The 17,253-nt window shown below is 67.4% G+C and carries 16 protein-coding genes and 1 pseudogene; 3 read left to right on the forward strand and 14 right to left on the reverse strand.

Going from position 1 to position 17,253, the window contains the following annotated elements; genetic code table 11:
- Positions 1-163: 163 nt before the first annotated feature.
- The 5 genes from FVQ98_RS00895 to FVQ98_RS00915 form a co-directional block, all read right to left on the reverse strand.
- Entirely contained in the window at positions 164-1,141 is a 978-nt protein-coding gene (locus FVQ98_RS00895) for a TAXI family TRAP transporter solute-binding subunit (RefSeq protein WP_187265580.1), read from the reverse strand.
- Between the two features lie 37 nt (positions 1,142-1,178).
- Positions 1,179-2,513, reverse strand: a complete 1,335-nt coding sequence (locus tag FVQ98_RS00900) for an aspartate aminotransferase family protein (RefSeq protein ID WP_147911533.1) — start codon at positions 2,511-2,513, stop codon at positions 1,179-1,181.
- Positions 2,514-2,675: 162 nt separating this feature from the next.
- The gene (locus tag FVQ98_RS00905) at positions 2,676-3,245 is read right to left on the reverse strand and encodes a hypothetical protein (RefSeq protein ID WP_147911534.1); all 570 of its coding nucleotides are present in this window, start codon (positions 3,243-3,245) and stop codon (positions 2,676-2,678) included.
- Between the two features lie 186 nt (positions 3,246-3,431).
- Positions 3,432-4,202 carry a 3-hydroxybutyrate dehydrogenase gene (locus FVQ98_RS00910; RefSeq protein ID WP_147911773.1) on the reverse strand — a complete coding sequence of 257 codons (771 nt, stop codon included), beginning with the start codon at positions 4,200-4,202 and terminating at the stop codon, positions 3,432-3,434.
- A gap of 376 nt (positions 4,203-4,578) precedes the next feature.
- Positions 4,579-5,676, reverse strand: coding sequence for a YeiH family protein (locus FVQ98_RS00915; protein WP_370512900.1), 1,098 nt, complete (start codon positions 5,674-5,676; stop codon positions 4,579-4,581).
- Between the two features lie 139 nt (positions 5,677-5,815).
- Between FVQ98_RS00915 and FVQ98_RS00920 the strand changes: the two genes are divergently transcribed.
- Positions 5,816-6,736 carry a LysR substrate-binding domain-containing protein gene (locus tag FVQ98_RS00920; protein WP_147911536.1) on the forward strand — a complete coding sequence of 307 codons (921 nt, stop codon included), beginning with the start codon at positions 5,816-5,818 and terminating at the stop codon, positions 6,734-6,736.
- A 45-nt stretch (positions 6,737-6,781) separates the two neighbouring features.
- On the opposite strand, the gene rlmD is transcribed toward FVQ98_RS00920, so the two are convergent.
- The 4 genes from rlmD to surE form a co-directional block, all read right to left on the reverse strand.
- Positions 6,782-8,185 (reverse strand): 23S rRNA (uracil(1939)-C(5))-methyltransferase RlmD, encoded by a 1,404-nt coding sequence (rlmD, locus tag FVQ98_RS00925; protein WP_255507584.1) that lies wholly within the window; start codon positions 8,183-8,185, stop codon positions 6,782-6,784.
- A gap of 200 nt (positions 8,186-8,385) precedes the next feature.
- Positions 8,386-9,237: a peptidoglycan DD-metalloendopeptidase family protein gene (locus FVQ98_RS00930; RefSeq protein ID WP_147911538.1), complete on the reverse strand. Its 852-nt coding sequence runs from the start codon at positions 9,235-9,237 to the stop codon at positions 8,386-8,388.
- A 23-nt stretch (positions 9,238-9,260) separates the two neighbouring features.
- Entirely contained in the window at positions 9,261-10,067 is an 807-nt protein-coding gene (locus FVQ98_RS00935; RefSeq protein ID WP_147911539.1) for a protein-L-isoaspartate(D-aspartate) O-methyltransferase, read from the reverse strand.
- Complete coding sequence (gene surE, locus FVQ98_RS00940) at positions 10,067-10,837, reverse strand: 5'/3'-nucleotidase SurE (RefSeq protein WP_147911540.1); 771 nt, start codon at positions 10,835-10,837, stop codon at positions 10,067-10,069. Before surE ends, FVQ98_RS00935 begins: the two co-directional genes overlap by 1 nt.
- 143 nt (positions 10,838-10,980) lie before the next feature.
- On the opposite strand from surE, the gene FVQ98_RS00945 reads away from it, so the two are divergent.
- Positions 10,981-11,958, forward strand: a complete 978-nt coding sequence (locus FVQ98_RS00945) for an NADPH:quinone oxidoreductase family protein (RefSeq protein ID WP_147911541.1) — start codon at positions 10,981-10,983, stop codon at positions 11,956-11,958.
- Positions 11,959-12,053: 95 nt separating this feature from the next.
- The gene (locus FVQ98_RS00950; protein ID WP_187265581.1) at positions 12,054-12,623 is read left to right on the forward strand and encodes a DUF4124 domain-containing protein; all 570 of its coding nucleotides are present in this window, start codon (positions 12,054-12,056) and stop codon (positions 12,621-12,623) included.
- Positions 12,624-12,797: 174 nt separating this feature from the next.
- On the opposite strand, the gene FVQ98_RS00955 is transcribed toward FVQ98_RS00950, so the two are convergent.
- From FVQ98_RS00955 to FVQ98_RS00970, 5 genes and pseudogenes are all read right to left on the reverse strand, one after another.
- Complete coding sequence (locus tag FVQ98_RS00955; protein WP_255507586.1) at positions 12,798-13,277, reverse strand: polysaccharide deacetylase family protein; 480 nt, start codon at positions 13,275-13,277, stop codon at positions 12,798-12,800.
- A gap of 152 nt (positions 13,278-13,429) precedes the next feature.
- Positions 13,430-13,525, reverse strand: a pseudogene (locus FVQ98_RS20250) (polysaccharide deacetylase family protein); the annotation flags it as partial.
- 63 nt (positions 13,526-13,588) lie between these two features.
- A complete protein-coding gene (locus FVQ98_RS00960; protein ID WP_147911543.1) occupies positions 13,589-13,780 on the reverse strand; it encodes a hypothetical protein in 192 nt (63 codons plus the stop codon).
- Positions 13,780-16,176 (reverse strand): DNA topoisomerase IV subunit A, encoded by a 2,397-nt coding sequence (gene parC / locus FVQ98_RS00965; protein WP_147911544.1) that lies wholly within the window; start codon positions 16,174-16,176, stop codon positions 13,780-13,782. The genes FVQ98_RS00960 and parC overlap by 1 nt, the downstream gene beginning before the upstream one ends.
- A gap of 24 nt (positions 16,177-16,200) precedes the next feature.
- A complete protein-coding gene (locus FVQ98_RS00970; RefSeq protein WP_147911545.1) occupies positions 16,201-17,235 on the reverse strand; it encodes a lytic transglycosylase domain-containing protein in 1,035 nt (344 codons plus the stop codon).
- Positions 17,236-17,253: the final 18 nt, after the last annotated feature.

Genomic DNA, 17,253 nt, shown 5'->3' on the forward strand with positions numbered 1-17,253 from the left:
ATCCATCTAGGGCTGCAGCCACAAATGATGCTTTAAAAACGACAACGGGTGAAGTTGCCTTCACCCGTGCGGGCGGATCCGTGAAACCTGCGGCCGCGTGCTGGCGCATGGCCAGCCGCCGTGCCTGCGCCGCAGAAATCGGTCCGCGGCACACTGGCCTGGTTTACTTGATCCAGCCTTTTTCCTTGTAGTAGCGTGCAGCGCCGTCGTGCAGCGGCGCGCTCAGGCCGTTCTTCACCATGTCTTCGGGCTTGAGGTGCGCGAGCGCCGGGTGCAGCTTCTTGAATTCGTCGAAGTTGTCGAACACGGCCTTGGTGACGGCGTAGATGGTGTCGGCCGGTGTCTTGGCCGACGCCACGATGGTGGCCAGCACGCCGTAGGTCTGCGTGGGCTGCGGGTTGTTGGGGTACAGGCCGCCCGGGATGGTGACCTTGGCGTAGTAGGGCTTGCCCTCCACCAGCTTGTCGACCGCCGCGCCTTGCAGCGACACCAGCTTGGCGCCGCAACTCGTCGTCGGGTCCTGGATGTTGGCGCTGGGGTGGCCCACGCCGTAGAAGAACCCGTCGATCTTGCCGTCGCACAGCGCTGGGCCGTGCTCGTCGGCCTTGAGCTCGGAAGCCAGCGAGAAGTCGCCCAGCTTCCAGCCCATGGCGCCCAGCAGTTCTTCCATGGACGCGCGCGTGCCCGAACCGGGGTTGCCCACGTTGAAGCGCTTGCCCTTGAAGTCTTCAAACTTGGTGATGTTCGCTTCCTTGCGCGCCACCACGGTGAACGGCTCGGGGTGCACGGCGAACACGGCACGCAGGTCGCCCACCGGGCCGTCCTTGAACTGGCCGACGCCCTTCACGGCGTTGTACTGCACGTCGGACTGGGTGAAGCCCAGGTCCAACTCACCCGACTTGATGGTGTTGACGTTGAACACCGAGCCGCCCGTCGATTCGACCGAGCAGCGGATGCCGTGCTTGGCGCGGTCCTTGTTGACCAGGCGACAAATCGCGCCGCCTGCTGCGTAGTACACACCGGTGACGCCGCCGGTGCCGATGGTGACGAACTTCTGCTGAGCCGAGGCCGGCGCGGCCCACAGTGCGGTGGCGGTCGCAGCGGCGAAAGCCAGGGTCTTGAGGGCGGGACGAACGTTCATGCGGAAAAGTCTCCAGACAGGAATGAAAAGTTGAAGGTCAGCCTTGGGCAATGGCCGCATCCACGGCATCAGCAAGGCGGGCGACGATCTGCGTCAGCTCGTCCTCGCTGGTGATGAACGGCGGCGCCAGCAGGATGTGGTCACCATACTGTCCATCGACCGTACCGCCCATGGGATAAACCAGCAAACCACGCGCAAACGCGGCGCTCTTGACCTTGGCATGCAGGCGCCGGGCCGGATCGAACGGCGCCTTGCTGGCGCGGTCCTGCACCAGCTCCACGCCCCAGAAGAATCCGCGGCCACGAATGTCGCCGACATGGGGATGGTTGCCGAAGCGATCCTGCAAAAGCGCTTCTATCCTGGCTGCGTCGCGCTGCACTTTCGAGAGCAAGCCATCGCGCTCGATCACCTGCTGCACGGTCAGCGCCGCCGCGCAGGCCACGGCGTGACCGAGGTAGGTGTGGCCGTGCTGGAAGAAGCCGCTGCCCTTGGACATGGCTTCAACGATCTTCTGCTGAGCCAGCACGGCGCCGATCGGCTGGTAGCCGCCGCCCAGGCCCTTGGCGATGGTCATGAGATCGGGCGCGACGCCGTCCTGCTCGCACGCATGCAGCGTGCCGGTGCGGCCCATGCCGCACATCACTTCGTCCAGGATCAGCAGCACGCCGTGCTTGTCGCACACCTCGCGCACCGCCTTGAAATACCCCGGCACCGGCACCAGCACGCCGGCCGTGGCGCCGCCCACGGTTTCGGCCACGAAGGCCAGCACCTTGTTCGGCCCGACGCGCTGGATCGTCTCGTCCAGTTCCTGCGCAAGCCGCTGGCCGTACGCCTCGGGCGTCTCGCCGGGGTGCATGTCGCGGTAGGGGTAGCAGGGCGACACATGGGTCACGTCCACCAGCAGCGGCGCGAACTGCTTGCGCCGCCACGCATTGCCGCCGACCGCGAGCGCCCCCAGGGTGTTGCCGTGGTAGCTCTGGCGCCGCGCAATGAAGTGGCTGCGCTCGGGCTGACCGATCTCCAGGTAGTACTGGCGCGCCATCTTGAGCGCGGCCTCCACCGCCTCGGAGCCGCCGCTGACGAAGTACGCGTGGCTCATGCCCGCCGGCGCAGTGCGCACCAGCTGATCGGCCAGTTGCTCAGCCACTTCAGTGGTGAAAAAACTGGTGTGTGCGTACGCCAGAGCGTCGAGCTGCCGGTGCATCGCCTCCAGTACGTCGGGATGGCCGTGGCCCAGGCACGAAACGGCCGCACCGCCCGACGCGTCGATGTAGCGTTTGCCCGAAGCGTCTTCCAGCCAGACGCCCTCGCCTTTCACCGCCACCGGAGGCGTGCTCAACAGGCTGCGGTGAAAGACGTGCGTGGCGCTCATGACAAGGGACTCCGTGGGGCATCGGTACGCTGGCTCAATCGCAGTGTGTGCTGCGTCGGCGAGACATCGAGACTATCACGGCACCCATGCCAATAGGGCGTTTCAAATACACCTCGCCCTAGGGAAACCCCGTAGCGTGGCAGGTGGCACCACGCAAGGGCGTCAGCGACGAGGGCGGCGCTCTACCTCGGTGCGGCCATCGGCCCATTCAGTGATCACAAGTTCGGTCTCGGCCGCGTCGCCGCCAGCAGGGGGCGCGCGGCTCGGGTCAGCGCTGTTGGCGACCGGCGCCTGGCGCCAGACCTGCTCAGCAACCGCGGGAGCAACCACCGCGATGCCCGGCGTAACCCGCTCATAAGGCACATGCGCCGCCGCAGCGGTGCCCACGTTCGTGAGCAGTGGCGCTGCGCGGCTGGGAGGTACGGCAGTGGTCTCGTCATCGGATGCGGCGGCGGAGGCCATCGGCGGCGCGCCCATCGCCGGACAATCACCCGCCTGAATGGCGACGCGGCCGCCTTCGGGCACCGTCGTCGCTTGCCCAGGATAGCGTGGCGCCTCGGCAGTCTGCAGCACGACGGCGCCGTCCGCATTGAAGACCGTGTAACAAGCCTGCGCAGCACCGGAAAATATGAGCGTCCCGAGCAGCGCCATCCCGACCAGTGCGACGCGCGGAAGCCCGAGCGAACGAGTTGCGGGCATGGTGTTTTCCTTTTGTGCTGTGGCGCGGCGCATGCGCCCATGGTGCCTAGACCACAGCCAATGTCACGCCAGCGCAAACGAAAATCGCGTGTCGGCTGGCGCTGACACGCGATTGTCGAAGCGTTGATTTGCTATCGTCTCAATAGCTTCGCGCGCAGGTGGCAGTAGGGCTGATGGCACATTTCTTCAAAAACTACTGCAAGCCCATCTGATCACTCGTTACTGAGCCGTCCAGCCGCCGTCCGACGCCCAGGCCTGCCCCCGCACGTTGTCGGCCGCCGGCGAGCAGAAAAATACGGCCATACCACCCAACTGCTCAGGCGTCGTGAACTGCAGCGAAGGCTCTTTCTCCTGCAGCAGTTCCTTGGTCGCCTGCTCGACCGTGATCTTTTCGCGCGCGGCGCGATCGTCGATCTGCTTCTGCACCAGCGGGGTCAGCACCCAGCCGGGACAGATGGCATTGGCCGTCACACCCGTGGTGGCGGTTTCCAGCGCAACCGATTTGGTCAACCCCACGATGCCATGCTTGGCCGCGACATAGGCGGTCTTGCCGGCCGAGGCGACCAAGCCGTGCGCCGACGCCACGTTGATGATGCGGCCCCAATTCTGCTTGCGCATGTAAGGCACCGCCAAGCGCGTCGTGTGGAAGGCCGACGACAGGTTGATGGCGATGATCGCGTCCCAGCGCTCCGTGGGAAAGTCTTCAATGTTGGACACGAACTGGATACCAGCGTTGTTGACCAACACGTCGATCCCACCGAATTTCTCGTCAGCGAAGTTCATCATCGCTTCGATCTCGGCCGGCTTGGACATGTCGGCGCCATGGTATTCGACCTTCACACCGAGCGCGGCAATCTGCGCCTTCGGGCCTTCAACATCACCAAAGCCGTTCATCACGATGTTGGCGCCCTGCTTGGCCAATTCGATCGCAATGCCCAGCCCGATACCGCTGGTCGAACCTGTCACAAGTGCCGTCTTACCTTTGAGAATCATGCGTGCTCCTGAAATTCCGGGGTGCGCGAAAAGGGTTAACCCGCATCATAGTCGCCTGAGGAGCATCTCGCGGCCGCTGAGGACACTCTGCACAAATATGATCTGGGATTGGAGTTCACCCATCTCACGGACGGTTATGCGCTGAAGGATTCAGCGCAGGGTGGCCTGCTTTTGGCTGGTGCGGCTGAATGACCGCAAACAACGCCCATCTGGGCACGATGTCGTTCATCGGGCCCAGGAACACGTCGCGTTTGGTGGCTCGCCAGTATTAGCTCGAACCCCGGTTCCTGATCGGCGGGTACCGGCAGCGCTTGCTGTTTCATGCCAATACAACGAACGCGCACAAACGATGGTGGACTCGTTCAGCGTTGCCTTAGCCCATCAGCCAATGCACCGCCACGTTCACCAGTAGCCCGCCCCCCAGCAACCAGCCGAACAGCATTGCAGCCAATAACAGCGGCTTGGCGCCTGCCTTGCGGATGAGTTGCAAGTGCGTGGTCAGGCCGAGGCTGGCCATGGCGGTGGCGAGCAGCGCGTCGTCGACCCACCGGCCCACGACAATCCAGTGGGCGGGCAGCGGCACGATGGTGTTGAACGCAGTGACGGCGATGAAGCCGACCGCGAACCAAGGAATAACCACGCGGCTGGGTTCACCGCTGGTCGTCGATCCCGCTCCGGCGCTGGGCGCAGCCAGCCACCATGAAAGCGCGATCAGCAGCGGCGCCAACATCATCACACGCACCATCTTCGCAATGACGGCGGCGTTGGCGGCGGCCTCACCCTCAGAGGCGCCGGCCACGACGACCTGGGCGACTTCGTGGACGGTGGAGCCGACGAAGATCCCGTACTGGTGCGCATCCATCTGCAGCCAGCCACTTTGCGTGGCCAGGGCGTAGAGCGTCGGCCAGAGGAACATCGCCAGTGTGCCAAACACCACCACTGTCGCGACCGCCACAGCCACCTGCTCGGCGCGCGCCTTGACCACCGGCTCTGTCGCCAGCACGGCGGCTGCCCCACACACCGAACTGCCCGCGCCGATCAGCAGCACGGTCTGGCGGTCCATCTTGAACAGGCGCGTGCCGACCCAGTAGGCGCCAACAAAAGTGGAACCGAGCATCAGTACATCAATGAGCACGCCCGGCCAGCCGACCTGCGCAATGTCTGTGAACGTCAAGCGCAAGCCGTACAGCACGATGCCAGCACGCAGCAAGGTGGATTTGGCAAAGCCCACGCCGGTGTGTGCCTGCGCTGCAATGCGCGGATACACCGTGTTGCCGACCACCATGCCGAGCACGATGGCCAGTGTCAGTGCCGACAGGCCGTGCGACTGGAACCACGGATACCGGCTCAGCCAGATCGCCACAGCCGCCAGGGCGCCCGCCAACGCCAAGCCCGGCCAGAGCGACGGCGTGCGCGGCGTTTGCGCGGCCAACAGGGGTTGCGAGGTGGCGGGTGCGGTGGATGCAGACACGGTTTCTCCTGGGTGAGCAAGTTGCCTGATGGGTGCAGACTGGGTTGCCGCGAAGGCATATCCCAGGGACAGTCCATCAGGACTTGCTGCAGCGATGGTAGGCAGATGACTTGAACCCGAAAAGCGCATAATTCAATTCATGTTGATCGATCAGACCGATCATTTGGCGCGTGCGACGCTGCGCCAGTACGAGGTTTTCCTGGCCATCGCTCAGACTGGCACGGCGCGCGCCGCTGCGGACCAGTTGGCGCGCTCGCAATCGGCCATCAGCTCCGCGCTGGCCGAGCTGGAATCGGCACTGGGTCAGCCGCTGTTTGACCGCACAGGCAAACGCCTGAAACTCAACGCCCACGGGCGCGCTCTGGTCGCGCCTGCGCGGGCGCTGATCGAGCGGGCAGCCGACATCGAAGCCATGTTCGCGCAGGACAGCGCGGTGTCGCTGCATGTGGCGGCCAGTTTCACGGTGGGCGAATACCTGCTGCCCGAACGCCTGGCGCAATGGGTGCGCCGTTACCCGCGGCGTCCGGTCCAGATGTCGGTGGACAACACGCGTGACGTGGTCGAAGCCGTCGCTGCGCTGCAGGCGGACATTGGTTTTGTCGAGGGCCCGGTAGCGCACCGCGACGTGCTGGTGCGCCCCTGGCTCGACGACGAGCTGGTGCTGGTCGCACGCGCAGGCCACCCGCTGGCCGGCTCGTCTGTGGAACTGGCGGCGCTGCGTTCGGCCGCGTGGGCTCTGCGCGAGCCCGGCTCGGGCACCCGGCAGGTCGCAGAAAGTTGGCTGCGTCGGCGGCTTGAATCGATCCACGTCGCGCTGGAGCTGGGCAGCACCGAAGCGATCAAGCGCGCCCTGCTGGCCAGCGATCTGCTGTCCGCGTTGTCGCGGTACGCGGTGCAGCGCGAGATCGACCACGGCACGCTGGTGTCACTGCACAGTCGCCTGGGGCCACAGCGGCGCGCGCTGTCGATCGTGTCGCACCGCGCGCGACCCGACCGCGGGGCGATCGCCGACTTCATCGCCCATTGCCGCGGCGAAGCGCCGCGACCCGCCAGCGTCTGAGCCGCGAACTCTACCGCCGCAGACCGGCAGAGCGCAGCACGCCCGTCAGTCCGCCCGCTCGAACACCGCCATGCTTTCCACGTGCGCGGTGTGCGGGAACATGTTGACCACCCCCGCCGCCGTGCAGCGATAGCCGGCCTGGTGCACCAGCAAGCCGGCGTCGCGCGCCAGCGTGGCCGGGTTGCAGCTGACGTAGACGATGCGGCGCGGCGGCTGCCAGGCGACAGCGCCAGCGGGTAGCGGATCCGCGTCCTCGGCGCCGATGCGCGCCTGGTGGATCGCTGCCAGCGCCTTGCACAGCGCAAACGCGCCTTCGCGCGGCGGGTCGACCAGCCAGCGGTCGGCCGTGCCGTCGGCCACCAGCTGCGCGGCGGTCATGTCAAACAGGTTGCGCGCTACGAATTGCGTAGCTGCCAGCGCTGATCCTTCTAGCGCCGCAGCCCGATTCTTCTCATAGTTTTGCTGCGCGCGCGCGACCAGCGCGTCGCTGCCTTCCACGCCCAAGACTTCGCCCGCTTGCGAGGCGATGGGCAGCGTGAAGTTGCCCAGGCCGCAGAACCAGTCGATCACGCGCTCAGACTTTTGCGCGGCCAGCAGGCGCAGCGCGCGTGTGACCAGCACGCGGTTGATGTGCGGGTTGACCTGGGTGAAGTCCGTCGGCTTGAACGGCATGGTGATGCCGAAGTCCGGCAGCGCGTAGGCCAGCTGCGCCCCGCCCTCGTCCAGCAAATGCACCGTGTCCGGCCCTTTGGGTTGCAGCCACCACTGCACGCCGTGCGCGGCGCCAAAGTCGCGCAGCTTCTGCTGGTCAGCGTCCGACAGCGGCTCCAGGTGGCGCAGCACCAGCGCGGTGACGTCGTCGCCCGCGGCCAGCTCGATCTGCGGGCAGGTCTCGCGCGCCTGCAGGCTCTCGATCAGCGCGCGCAGCGGCAGCAGCAAGTCGCTGACTTGGGGCAGCAGCACGCTGCAGCTGCGCATATCGGCCACGTAGCGGCTCTTGCGTTCGTGAAAGCCGATCAGCACCTCGCCACGCTTGACGACATAGCGCACCGACAGCCGCGCGCGGTAGCGGTAGCCCCAGGTCGGGCCTTCGATGGGGCGCAGCATCAACTCGGGCTTGACTTTGCCGAGATGCCACAGGTTGTCCTCCAGCACGCGCTGCTTCACGGCGACCTGCGCGGACGCCTCCAGGTGCTGCATCTTGCAGCCGCCGCAGGCGCCCTGGTGCAGGCCGAAGTGCGGGCAGCGCGGGCGCACGCGCAGGCTGGATTCGCGGTGCAGCGCGGTCAGCGTGGCCGCTTCCCACTGGTTCTTGCGCTTGGTGACCTGGGCGCTGACCCATTCACCGGGCAGCGCACCGTCGATGAAGACCACCTTGCCGTCGGGCCGGCGCGCGATGCCTTGTGCGTCCAGGTCGATCGCGTTGATGTGCAGCGCGTCGTCCGGCAGGCCCGCGGGGCGCGGCGTGACGGCGACCTCGGGGCGCGCTGCTTCAGGAGTTGTTTTATCGGTCAAATCAGCCTCTGGCGCTAGAGCCACCTGCGCAGGCAGCTATGAATTCAGGAGTTTTCATGGGTCGATCAACGCCCGCTGAAAACAGCAACGGGCGCTGCTGGAGCGCCCGTTGGCATGGCGGCCCGGCCGCGCGCTCAGCGCGCGGGCAGGTAGCGCGCCGGATCGACCGGCTTGCCTGAGCGGCGAATCTCGAAGTGCAGCTTGACGCGATCGGAATCGGTCGAGCCCATCTCGGCAATCTTCTGGCCCTTCTTGACGCTCTGGTCTTCCTTGACCAGCAGCGTCTGGTTGTGCGCGTAGGCCGTCAGGAAGGTGTTGTTGTGCTTCAGGATGATCAGGTTGCCGTAGCCGCGCAGGCCGGCGCCGGCGTAGACCACCTTGCCATCGGCCGCGGCCAGCACCGGGTCGCCCGCCTTGCCGGCGATGCCAATGCCTTTGTTCTTGGCGTCGTCGAAGCCCGTGATCATGGCGCCGCTGGCGGGCCAGATGAAGTCCACATCATCGGCACCAGCCGAAGGCGCCGGGGTGGCCGGAGACGGTGGACTGACGCCTGGCGTGGTCTGCGTGGCCACCGGCACCGGGGGCTTGGCGGGCGTGCTGCCGGCCGGGGGCGTCGGCCGGGTTTCCGAGACGGGGGCGACGGCAACCGTCTGGCTGCCCGTAGGCGGCACCACGCGCAACACCTGGCCCACCTCGATCTGGTTGGGGTTCTCCAGCGCGTTCCAGCGCACGATGTCGCGCCAGGGCTGGTTGACCTCGGTGGCGATCTTCATGATCGTGTCGCCAGGGCGCACCGAGTAGTAACCGGGCTTGCCGGTGTTTTCGTAACCGGGCAGCGTGGCAGGGTCGACGCGCGGGGCACTGCTGCCACCCACCGTGCGGTCTTCCACCGGCGCGCGCGAGGCCGATGTCATCGAGCAGCCGGAGACGGCCGCAGCCACCACCAGCGCGAAAGAAATCCAAGTCTTGCGACCTGAGAACTGCATAGAACTACCTTCCCGTGAGTGCCTTAGGCAACCCCCGATTTTAAGGGCACGAAATTGACGGCTTCCAGAATCGTCTGGCGAAGCCCGCTGCGCGATTTGTCGATCACCATCAAGGCCTGCTGCCCGGGCGCGGAAGCGACCGGTGCAACGATGCGCCCACCATAAGCGAGTTGGTCGATCCAGGCATCTGGCACCGCCTCGCCGCCGGCTGCCGCCACGATGCCAGCGTACGGCGCGCCAGAGGGGAAACCGGCCATGCCGTCGCCCAGGATCAGGTGCACGTTGGCGATGCGCAGGGGGCGCAGGTTGGCACGCGCCTTCTCATGCAGGTCGCGCAGGCGCTCGATGCTGTAGACCTCGGTGGCGATCTGCCCCATCACCACCGCCTGGTACCCGCAGCCGGTGCCGATGTCCAGCACCCGACCCAGTTTGCCGTTGTCGCCCTTCAGGCCGCCCTGCATCAGCAATTCGAGCATACGGGCCACGACGCTGGGCTTGGAAATGGTCTGTCCCAGGCCGATCGGCAGTGCGGTGTCTTCGTAGGCCTGCGGCACCAAGGCGCTGTCGACGAAGCGGTGACGGTCCACGCTGCCCATGGCGCGCAGCACCAGCGGGTCGCTGATGCCCTCGGCCATCAGCTGCTGCACCATGCGCGCCCGCGCCGGGATGCTGTCGCGCACCGCTGCGGGCGCTCCTGCGCTTGCGGCAGTCCCGCCCTCGACCGAACGCGGCGCCGGCCGGGGCGTGCCCGGGCGCGACACGCCTGCCGTGGGCCGCGATCCCAGGTCGATGCGGGCGGGGAAGCCGGGTCGTTGTGGCGGCGTGGCCATCAGCGCGGGGCTCCTTCCATCAGCTGTTTCATGCCCTGCGACCAGTAGGCCAGCGCGTCGTGGTCGGTCAGGTCGACCTTGAGCGGGGTCAGCGCGATGTGGCCCGCCGCCGTGGCGTGGAAATCGGTGCCCTCGGCCGCGTCGGCGGCGGCCCCGGCACCGCCAATCCAGTACATGGTTTCACCGCGTGGGCTGTCCATGGTGATCACGCGTTCGGCCGCGTGGCGCCGGCCCAGACGGCAGATCTTGGGCGGCTTGATCTCGTCCAGCGGCACGTTCGGAATGTTCACGTTCAACAGCCAGGGCTTGCCGTCGCCCAGCTTCTGGGCACCGATGCGCTGCACCAGTTCGCCCGCCTTGGCCGCCGCGGCGTCCAGATGCGCCCAGCCGCGCTCGATCTGCGAAAAGGCGATGGCCGGAATGCCGAACAGGTAGCCTTCCATCGCGGCGCCCACGGTGCCGGAATAAATGGTGTCGTCGCCCATGTTGGCGCCGTTGTTGATGCCCGACACGACCAGGTCCGGCCGATAGTCCAGCAGCCCGGTCAAGGCAATGTGCACGCAGTCGGCCGGCGTGCCGTTGACGTAGCGAAAGCCGTTGGCGGCTTCGTGCACATACAGCGGCGAATGCAGCGTCAGCGCATTCGACTTGGCGCTGTTGTTGTGTTCGGGGGCGACCACTTCGACCTCGGCGAACGCGGCCAGTGCCTGGTGCAGGGCCACGATGCCCGGGGCCTGGAAACCGTCGTCGTTGCTGAGGAGAATCTTCATGGCGCAAGGGGAACTGAAACCGATTGTAGGCGCGCCACCCCAAGCGGCCCGCGCAGGTCACGGCAGAGACATGCGTGGGGCGCCGCGCGCTCCTATGATCTGATCAATTTTCCACCCGCCCGAACCCAGAGGAGACCCCCCGCATGCACGCCTGGCTTTGCGAAAACCCCATCGGCGTTGACGCCCTGACCTGGAAGGAGATGCCCACGCCCCAGCCGGCCAAGGGCCAGGTGCTGATCCGCATCCAGGCGGCCAGCCTGAACTTCCCCGACCTGCTGATCGTGCAGAACAAGTACCAGTTCAAGCCCGAATTGCCTTTCGTGCCCGGCTCCGAATTCGCCGGCGTGGTCGAAGCCGTGGGCGAAGGCGTGACCAACGTCAAAGTCGGCCAGACCGTGGCCTGCCTGTCGGGCACGGGCGGCTTCGCCACGCACACGCTGGCGCCCGCCAAGCTCTGCATGCCGCTGCCCGAGGGCTTTCCTGCCGTCGACGCCGCCGCCTTCATCATGATCTACGCCACCAGCCATCACGCGCTGCTGGACCGCGGGCAGCTGAAGCCCGGTGAAACCGTGCTGGTGCTGGGCGCGGCAGGCGGCGTGGGCATGTCGGCCATCCAGATCGCCAAGATCGCGGGCGCAAAAGTGATCGCCGCCGCCTCCACCGACGAGAAGTGCGCCTTCTGCCAATCGTTGGGGGCCGACGAAACCATCAACTACAGCACGCAGGACCTGCGCGAGCGCCTGAAGGAGTTGACGGGCGGAAAAGGCCCGGACGTGATCTACGACCCGGTCGGCGGCCCGTTCACCGAGCCGGCGTTCCGCTCGATCGCCTGGCGCGGACGGCATCTCGTCGTGGGTTTTGCCGCGGGCGAGATCCCGGCCATCAAGATCAACCTGGCCCTGGTCAAGGGCGCCAGCATCGTCGGCGTGTTCTGGGGCGACTTCGCCAAGCGGGAACCCGAAGCCAACGCCGCCATGATGCAGGAGCTGGCCACCTGGTACGCCCAGGGCAAGATCAAGCCCGTGATCGACCGTGAAATGCCCATGAGCGAGCTGAAAGCCGCCTACGCCCGCATGGGCTCGCGCGAGGTCAAGGGCAAGCTGGTGCTGGTCAACGAGTGATGCCGTGGGCGGCCGCGCCACGCCCTGACGCGGCGTGCGCGGCAGTCAGCACCCCCCGCTTGGCAAGCCCGGCGCGACACGGCAAGATGGCCGCCATGACCCGCACCGCCTCCACCCTGTTCTCCAGCAGACACGCCCTGCTGGGCGCCCAGTTCGGCGCCCTGCTCCTGTTTGCGGCGCCCTGGGGCGCCCTAGCCCAGCCGACACCCGCCGCGTCGGCACCCCAGGCTGGGGCCAGCGCCCCGAAGGCGCCCGCCGGCCCGACGGCCCCCACCATCAAGCGCTGGGTGGATGAACGCGGCGTGGTGCACTTCAGCGATGCGCCGCCGCCGGCCAATGGCCGCCCGGCGTCGCGCGTGACCGACATCGCCACCGTGCCCCCCCTGGCGGCCAGCGAACAGTCGCGGGCGCGCGACCTGATGCAGCAGTACCGCAATTACCTGGACCAGGAGCCTCAGGCGTCCGCCTCGGCCGCGTCCGCCGCGCGCCGCGCCACGGGGCCGTCTGCAAGCAACCAGAGCTGCGCCGCGCAGTGGCAGCGTTATGGCGCGGCGTACCGCTGCCTGGACGGCTTTCGGGCTGCCAAGGGTGTGGTACGGCCTGAGGCCTTTGAGCGCTGCCCGGTGGTCAAGGAGCCGGACTGCCCCGCGCCGTCGTCCCCCTGACACGCGGCCGCGCGGCCAACACCACAGGTGTGGGCCAAGGGCGTGACGACGGGCATGCGAGGTGGTGCAAGGCCTCGACAGCTTCGGACCGACCAACCCGGTAAGCGCTCCTGAATTCATAGCTGCCTGCGTAGTCCCCTGTAGCGCCAGCGGCCGATTTGCTCAAGAATCCTGTCAGCGCCGCGCGCCGTCCTGCACGCGGTAGTCCGGGTGCTCGCGCAGCGTCTGAAAGCAGAAACCCTGCGCTTTCAGGCCCACGATCCACGGCTCCAGCCCCACGGGCACCTGCGGCACTTGCCGCGACCAGGCGCCCAAGGGGACCGCCACCACGTCGCCTCCACGCACACGCGCCACGGCTTGGGCGATCTGTGGCTCCGTCGGGTCCTGGGCACCGGGTACACCCGTCAGAAAGCCGGGCGGCTGGCCATTGACCTGCGCGTAGCCGCACGCCTGGGCAGCCGCCAGCAGACGGGGCGAAGCCTTGCCGCCCGCGGCGCGGTACAGCGGCAGCGGGCGCGCACCGGTGACGTGCGCCAGCCGGTCGGCCGCCGCGCTGATGTTCTCGCAGTACCTGGCTGCGGGCCAGGTGAACGTGCGGCCGGCAAACGCCCCCAGCGTCGGACGCACGACGAACTGCGGGTTGCGGGCGCGCACGTCGCCGTGCGCGCGGCCAACGCGTGTCCTTCGGCTGCGCGCGCTTTCCACCAGGGCGCCCAGCTCGCGTCCAGGCTGTCACCCGAGGGGGTTGGGTGCATACCGGCTAAGAAGGTCGCACGCACCTTCTGGCGCTGCAGCACCACGGCGACCAGTGGCGCCACGTCCATGCTGCCGGTGTCAAAGGTCAGGTAAACCGGCTTGTCGCAGGGCCAGTTCGGCCGCTTGCGCCATGGCCCCCGGTGCATGCGTCAGCAACGCAAGGCAGACGGCCAAGTGGCGCAACGAACGCGGGGAAGGGGGCAGCGTCATCACCGCTGCTTGGAGGCCTTGCGCTCCCGCGCCCGGCGCTGCTGGCGCGTTTCGCTGGCCAGCTTGGCCGCGGCTTCCTTGTCGCGGCGCTTGGCGCGCCAACCGCGCGACAGGTAGCGGCCCAGCAGAAAACTGACCAGGCCGCCCACCGCCATCAGCAGCAGCCCGATGGGCGACAACTCGCCGCCCATCACAGCACCCGCTGCACGTCGTTCGGCTTGAAGCCGAGGTCCGCCGCCTTGCCTTTGCGTCCGCGCGCGGCGCGGGCGTTGTTCAGACTGCGGATTTCCAGGGTTTCTTCACGCGCCTTGCCGCCTCGGCCGATGCCGCTGATGCGCACGCTGCGGGTGTAGGCGGCGGCGCCGGCCAGCCGGTCCTTGTCTTCCAGGTCGATCAGGGTCAGGCCGCGGCCGCCCTTTTCCATCAGCTTCAGTTCAGCGATCTCGAACGTCAGGATGCGGCCGCCCGTGGAAGCGCAGGCCACGTGCGAGGTTGCTACACTTTGCATAGCTTGCTGCGCAGACCCCTCAAGGGCTGAAGGCAGATATTGCTTGGGATCCCAGGCCGCGAGCGATGGCCGGCAGATCTGCTCGCCCTCGCCCACACTGATGAAGGCCTTGCCGCCGCGCTGGCGCGACAGCATGTGTTCCACCCGCGCCAGAAAGCCGTAGCCGCCCGAGCCCGACAGCAGCAGCGTCGCACCCTCCGGCCCGGCAAAGAAGTGCATGGGCTGCGTGCCGCTGTCCAGGTCGATCAGCGTAGTGATCGGCTGGCCGTCGCCGCGCCCACCCGGCAGGTTGGCCACCGCCACGGTGTAGACGCGGCCGTTGCTGCCGAAGACCAGCAGGTTGTCCACGGTGCGGCATTCGAACGTGCTGTACAGCCCGTCGCCCGCCTTGAAGGCGAAGCCCGCCGCATCGTGCCCGTGGCCCTGACGCGCGCGCACCCAGCCTTTTTCGCTGATGACGACGGTGACGGGTTCGTCCACCACTTTCACTTCGGCCACGGCCTTCTTTTCGGCCTGGATCAGCGTGCGGCGCTCGTCGGCGAAGACCTTGGCGTCGGCCTCGATCTCCTTGACCATCAGGCGACGCAGGCTGGCGGGGCTGCCCAGGATGTCTTCCAGACTGCCCTGGTCCTTGCGCAGCTCGGCCAATTCCTGCTCGATCTTGATGGCTTCCAGGCGCGCCAGTTGGCGCAGCCGGATGTCGAGGATGTCGTCGGCCTGCCGGTCGGAGAGGTTGAAGCGGGCGATCAGCGCGGCCTTGGGCTCGTCGCTCTCGCGGATGATGGCGATCACCTCGTCGATGTTCAGCAGCACCAGCTGCCGGCCTTCGAGGATGTGGATGCGGTCCAGCACCTTCTGCAGGCGGTGCTGGCTGCGGCGCGTGATGGTGGTCTGGCGGAATTCGATCCACTCGGTCAGCATATCGCGCAGCGACTTCTGCACCGGCTTGCCGTCCAGGCCCACGCAGGTCAGGTTGATCGAAGCGGAGGTTTCCAGGCTGGTGTGCGCCAGCAGCGTACGCGCCAGCTCTTCTTGGCCGATGGTGCGGCTCTTGGGCTCGAACACGATGCGCACGGCGGCGTCCTTGCTCGATTCGTCGCGCACCTCGTCCAGCACCGCCAGCACCGTCGCCTTGAGCTGGTTCTGCTCCTGCGTCAGCGCCTTCTTGCCGTTCTTGACCTTGGGGTTGGTCAGATCTTCAATTTCTTCCAGCACCTTCTGGGTGCTGACGCCCGGTGGCAACTCGGTCACCACCAGCTGCCACTGGCCGCGCGCCAGGTCCTCTATCTTCCAGCGCGCGCGCACCTTCAGGCTGCCGCGGCCCGAGCGGTAGGCGTCCTGGATGTCGCTGGCAGTGCTGATGATCTGGCCGCCGCCCGGGTAGTCGGGGCCGGGGACCAGCGTGAACAGCTCGTCGTCGCTCAGCTTGGCGTTCTTGACCAGGGCGACACAGGCGTCGGCCACTTCGCGCAGGTTGTGGCTGGGGATCTCGGTGGCCATGCCAACCGCGATGCCGCTGGCGCCGTTGAGCAGCGCGAACGGCAGGCGCGCGGGCAGCTGGCGCGGCTCTTCCTCGCGGCCGTCGTAGTTGGGCTGGAAATCGACCGTGCCTTCGTCGATCTCCTCCAGCAGCAGCCGGGTGATCCTGGACAGGCGCGCCTCGGTGTAGCGCATGGCGGCGGCGCCGTCGCCGTCGCGGCTGCCGAAGTTGCCCTGGCCGTCGACCAGCGGGTAGCGCAGCGAGAAGTCCTGCGCCATGCGCACCAGCGCGTCGTAGGCCGCGGTGTCGCCGTGCGGGTGGAACTTGCCCAGCACGTCGCCCACCACACGGGCGCTCTTGACGGGGGACGCCGCGGTGTTGCCGCCGGTGCCGCCATAGCCCAGACCCATCTGGTCCATGACGTACAGGATGCGGCGCTGCACCGGCTTCTGGCCGTCGGCCACATCGGGCAAGGCGCGCCCCTTGACCACCGACAAGGCGTATTCGAGGTAGGCGCGCTGCGCATAGGTGGCCAACGGCAGGTCGTCAGCCGACCCGTCATCGCCCCCGGCCAGATCGAGGACCGTTTGATCGTTCATTCAGGGAAAAATCGAAAAAAGAGACTATTCGCCGCCCGCGGGGCTGCTAGGGGTGGTGCGGTACACCACCGGCACCCAGCCCGTATCGACCGGGGTGGCCGCGGACGGTGCCGGGGTTTCGGCCGGCGCGGCGCGGCCCTTGGCGGGGCTGCCGCCCAGTTCGACGCGCACGCGGCCGCCGACCTTGCCGGCGGCGCGTGCCACCGGCGCACTGTTGCTGCCAACACCGCTGCTGGCCACGGCGACCGTGGCATCCGGCTTGAATGCGCCGTACAAGCCCATCACCGTACGCACGTAGCCCTGGGTTTCCTTGTAGTTCGGAATCCTGTTGCCGGCGCGCTGCACCGCACCTTCACCGGCGTTGTACGCGGCCACGGCCAGCGCAGTCTCGCCCTTGAACAGCTTGAGCAGGTAGGCCAGGTAGCGGGCCCCGGCGAAGACGTTGGTGCGCGGGTCGGTCAGCTTCTGTTCGACGCTTTGCGCGGCAATCGGTTGGCCTTTGCGGTCCTTGCGGCCTTCGCGGTCGGCGCTCACGCCGTACATCACGGCCGTGGTCGGCAGCAGCTGCATCAGGCCAACCGCGCCCTTGGGCGATACCGCCGCTGGGTCAAAGCCGGATTCGGCAGCGACCACCGCCTTCAGCAGTTCGTAGTCCACCGCGTGCTGCTTGGCCGCCGCGCGCAAATGCTTTTGCACCGCCTTGTAGCTGCGCGAATCGTCGATGGCTGCAAAGCGCTGCGGCACCTTGAACGCCGGTGCGCCCTGACCTGCCACGCCGGGCGTGCGCAGGCCCATGACGCCCGCACGGGCGACCGCGCCGGGGTTGGCCAGGCGGGTCTCGGCAGTCAGGCTCAGCCTGGAGACATCGCTGCCCTTGAAGTACAGCTGGTAGCGCTCGTCGATCTTCTCCGCGGCGAAATGGGTCACACCCTGCTCGTCCACGTAGCTCCACAGATCGGCGCGCGCCGAGGCGTGGCCCAGAACCAGCACCAGCGCAACGGCTGGCGCCAGCAACGACGACGCCCGGCGCGCCCACGCGCGCAACGACGGCAATGACATAGTGCTTTCGCGATCCCG

It is taken from the genome of Ottowia flava (genome assembly GCF_008017535.1).
GTDB lineage: Bacteria > Pseudomonadota > Gammaproteobacteria > Burkholderiales > Burkholderiaceae_C > Ottowia > Ottowia flava.

Bases quoted from the DNA above. Each gene is read 5' to 3' on its own strand.
- FVQ98_RS00895 (WP_187265580.1), bottom strand. From the start codon at position 1,141: ATGAACGTTCGTCCCGCCCTCAAGACCCTGGCTTTCGCCGCTGCGACC.
- FVQ98_RS00900 (WP_147911533.1), bottom strand. From the start codon at position 2,513: ATGAGCGCCACGCACGTCTTTCACCGCAGCCTGTTGAGCACGCCTCCG.
- FVQ98_RS00905 (WP_147911534.1), bottom strand. From the start codon at position 3,245: ATGCGCCGCGCCACAGCACAAAAGGAAAACACCATGCCCGCAACTCGT.
- FVQ98_RS00920 (WP_147911536.1), top strand. From the start codon at position 5,816: ATGTTGATCGATCAGACCGATCATTTGGCGCGTGCGACGCTGCGCCAG.
- FVQ98_RS00930 (WP_147911538.1), bottom strand. From the start codon at position 9,237: ATGCAGTTCTCAGGTCGCAAGACTTGGATTTCTTTCGCGCTGGTGGTG.
- FVQ98_RS00935 (WP_147911539.1), bottom strand. From the start codon at position 10,067: ATGGCCACGCCGCCACAACGACCCGGCTTCCCCGCCCGCATCGACCTG.
- surE (WP_147911540.1), bottom strand. From the start codon at position 10,837: ATGAAGATTCTCCTCAGCAACGACGACGGTTTCCAGGCCCCGGGCATC.
- FVQ98_RS00945 (WP_147911541.1), top strand. From the start codon at position 10,981: ATGCACGCCTGGCTTTGCGAAAACCCCATCGGCGTTGACGCCCTGACC.
- FVQ98_RS00950 (WP_187265581.1), top strand. From the start codon at position 12,054: ATGACCCGCACCGCCTCCACCCTGTTCTCCAGCAGACACGCCCTGCTG.
- FVQ98_RS00960 (WP_147911543.1), bottom strand. From the start codon at position 13,780: ATGGGCGGCGAGTTGTCGCCCATCGGGCTGCTGCTGATGGCGGTGGGC.
- parC (WP_147911544.1), bottom strand. From the start codon at position 16,176: ATGAACGATCAAACGGTCCTCGATCTGGCCGGGGGCGATGACGGGTCG.
- FVQ98_RS00970 (WP_147911545.1), bottom strand. From the start codon at position 17,235: ATGTCATTGCCGTCGTTGCGCGCGTGGGCGCGCCGGGCGTCGTCGTTG.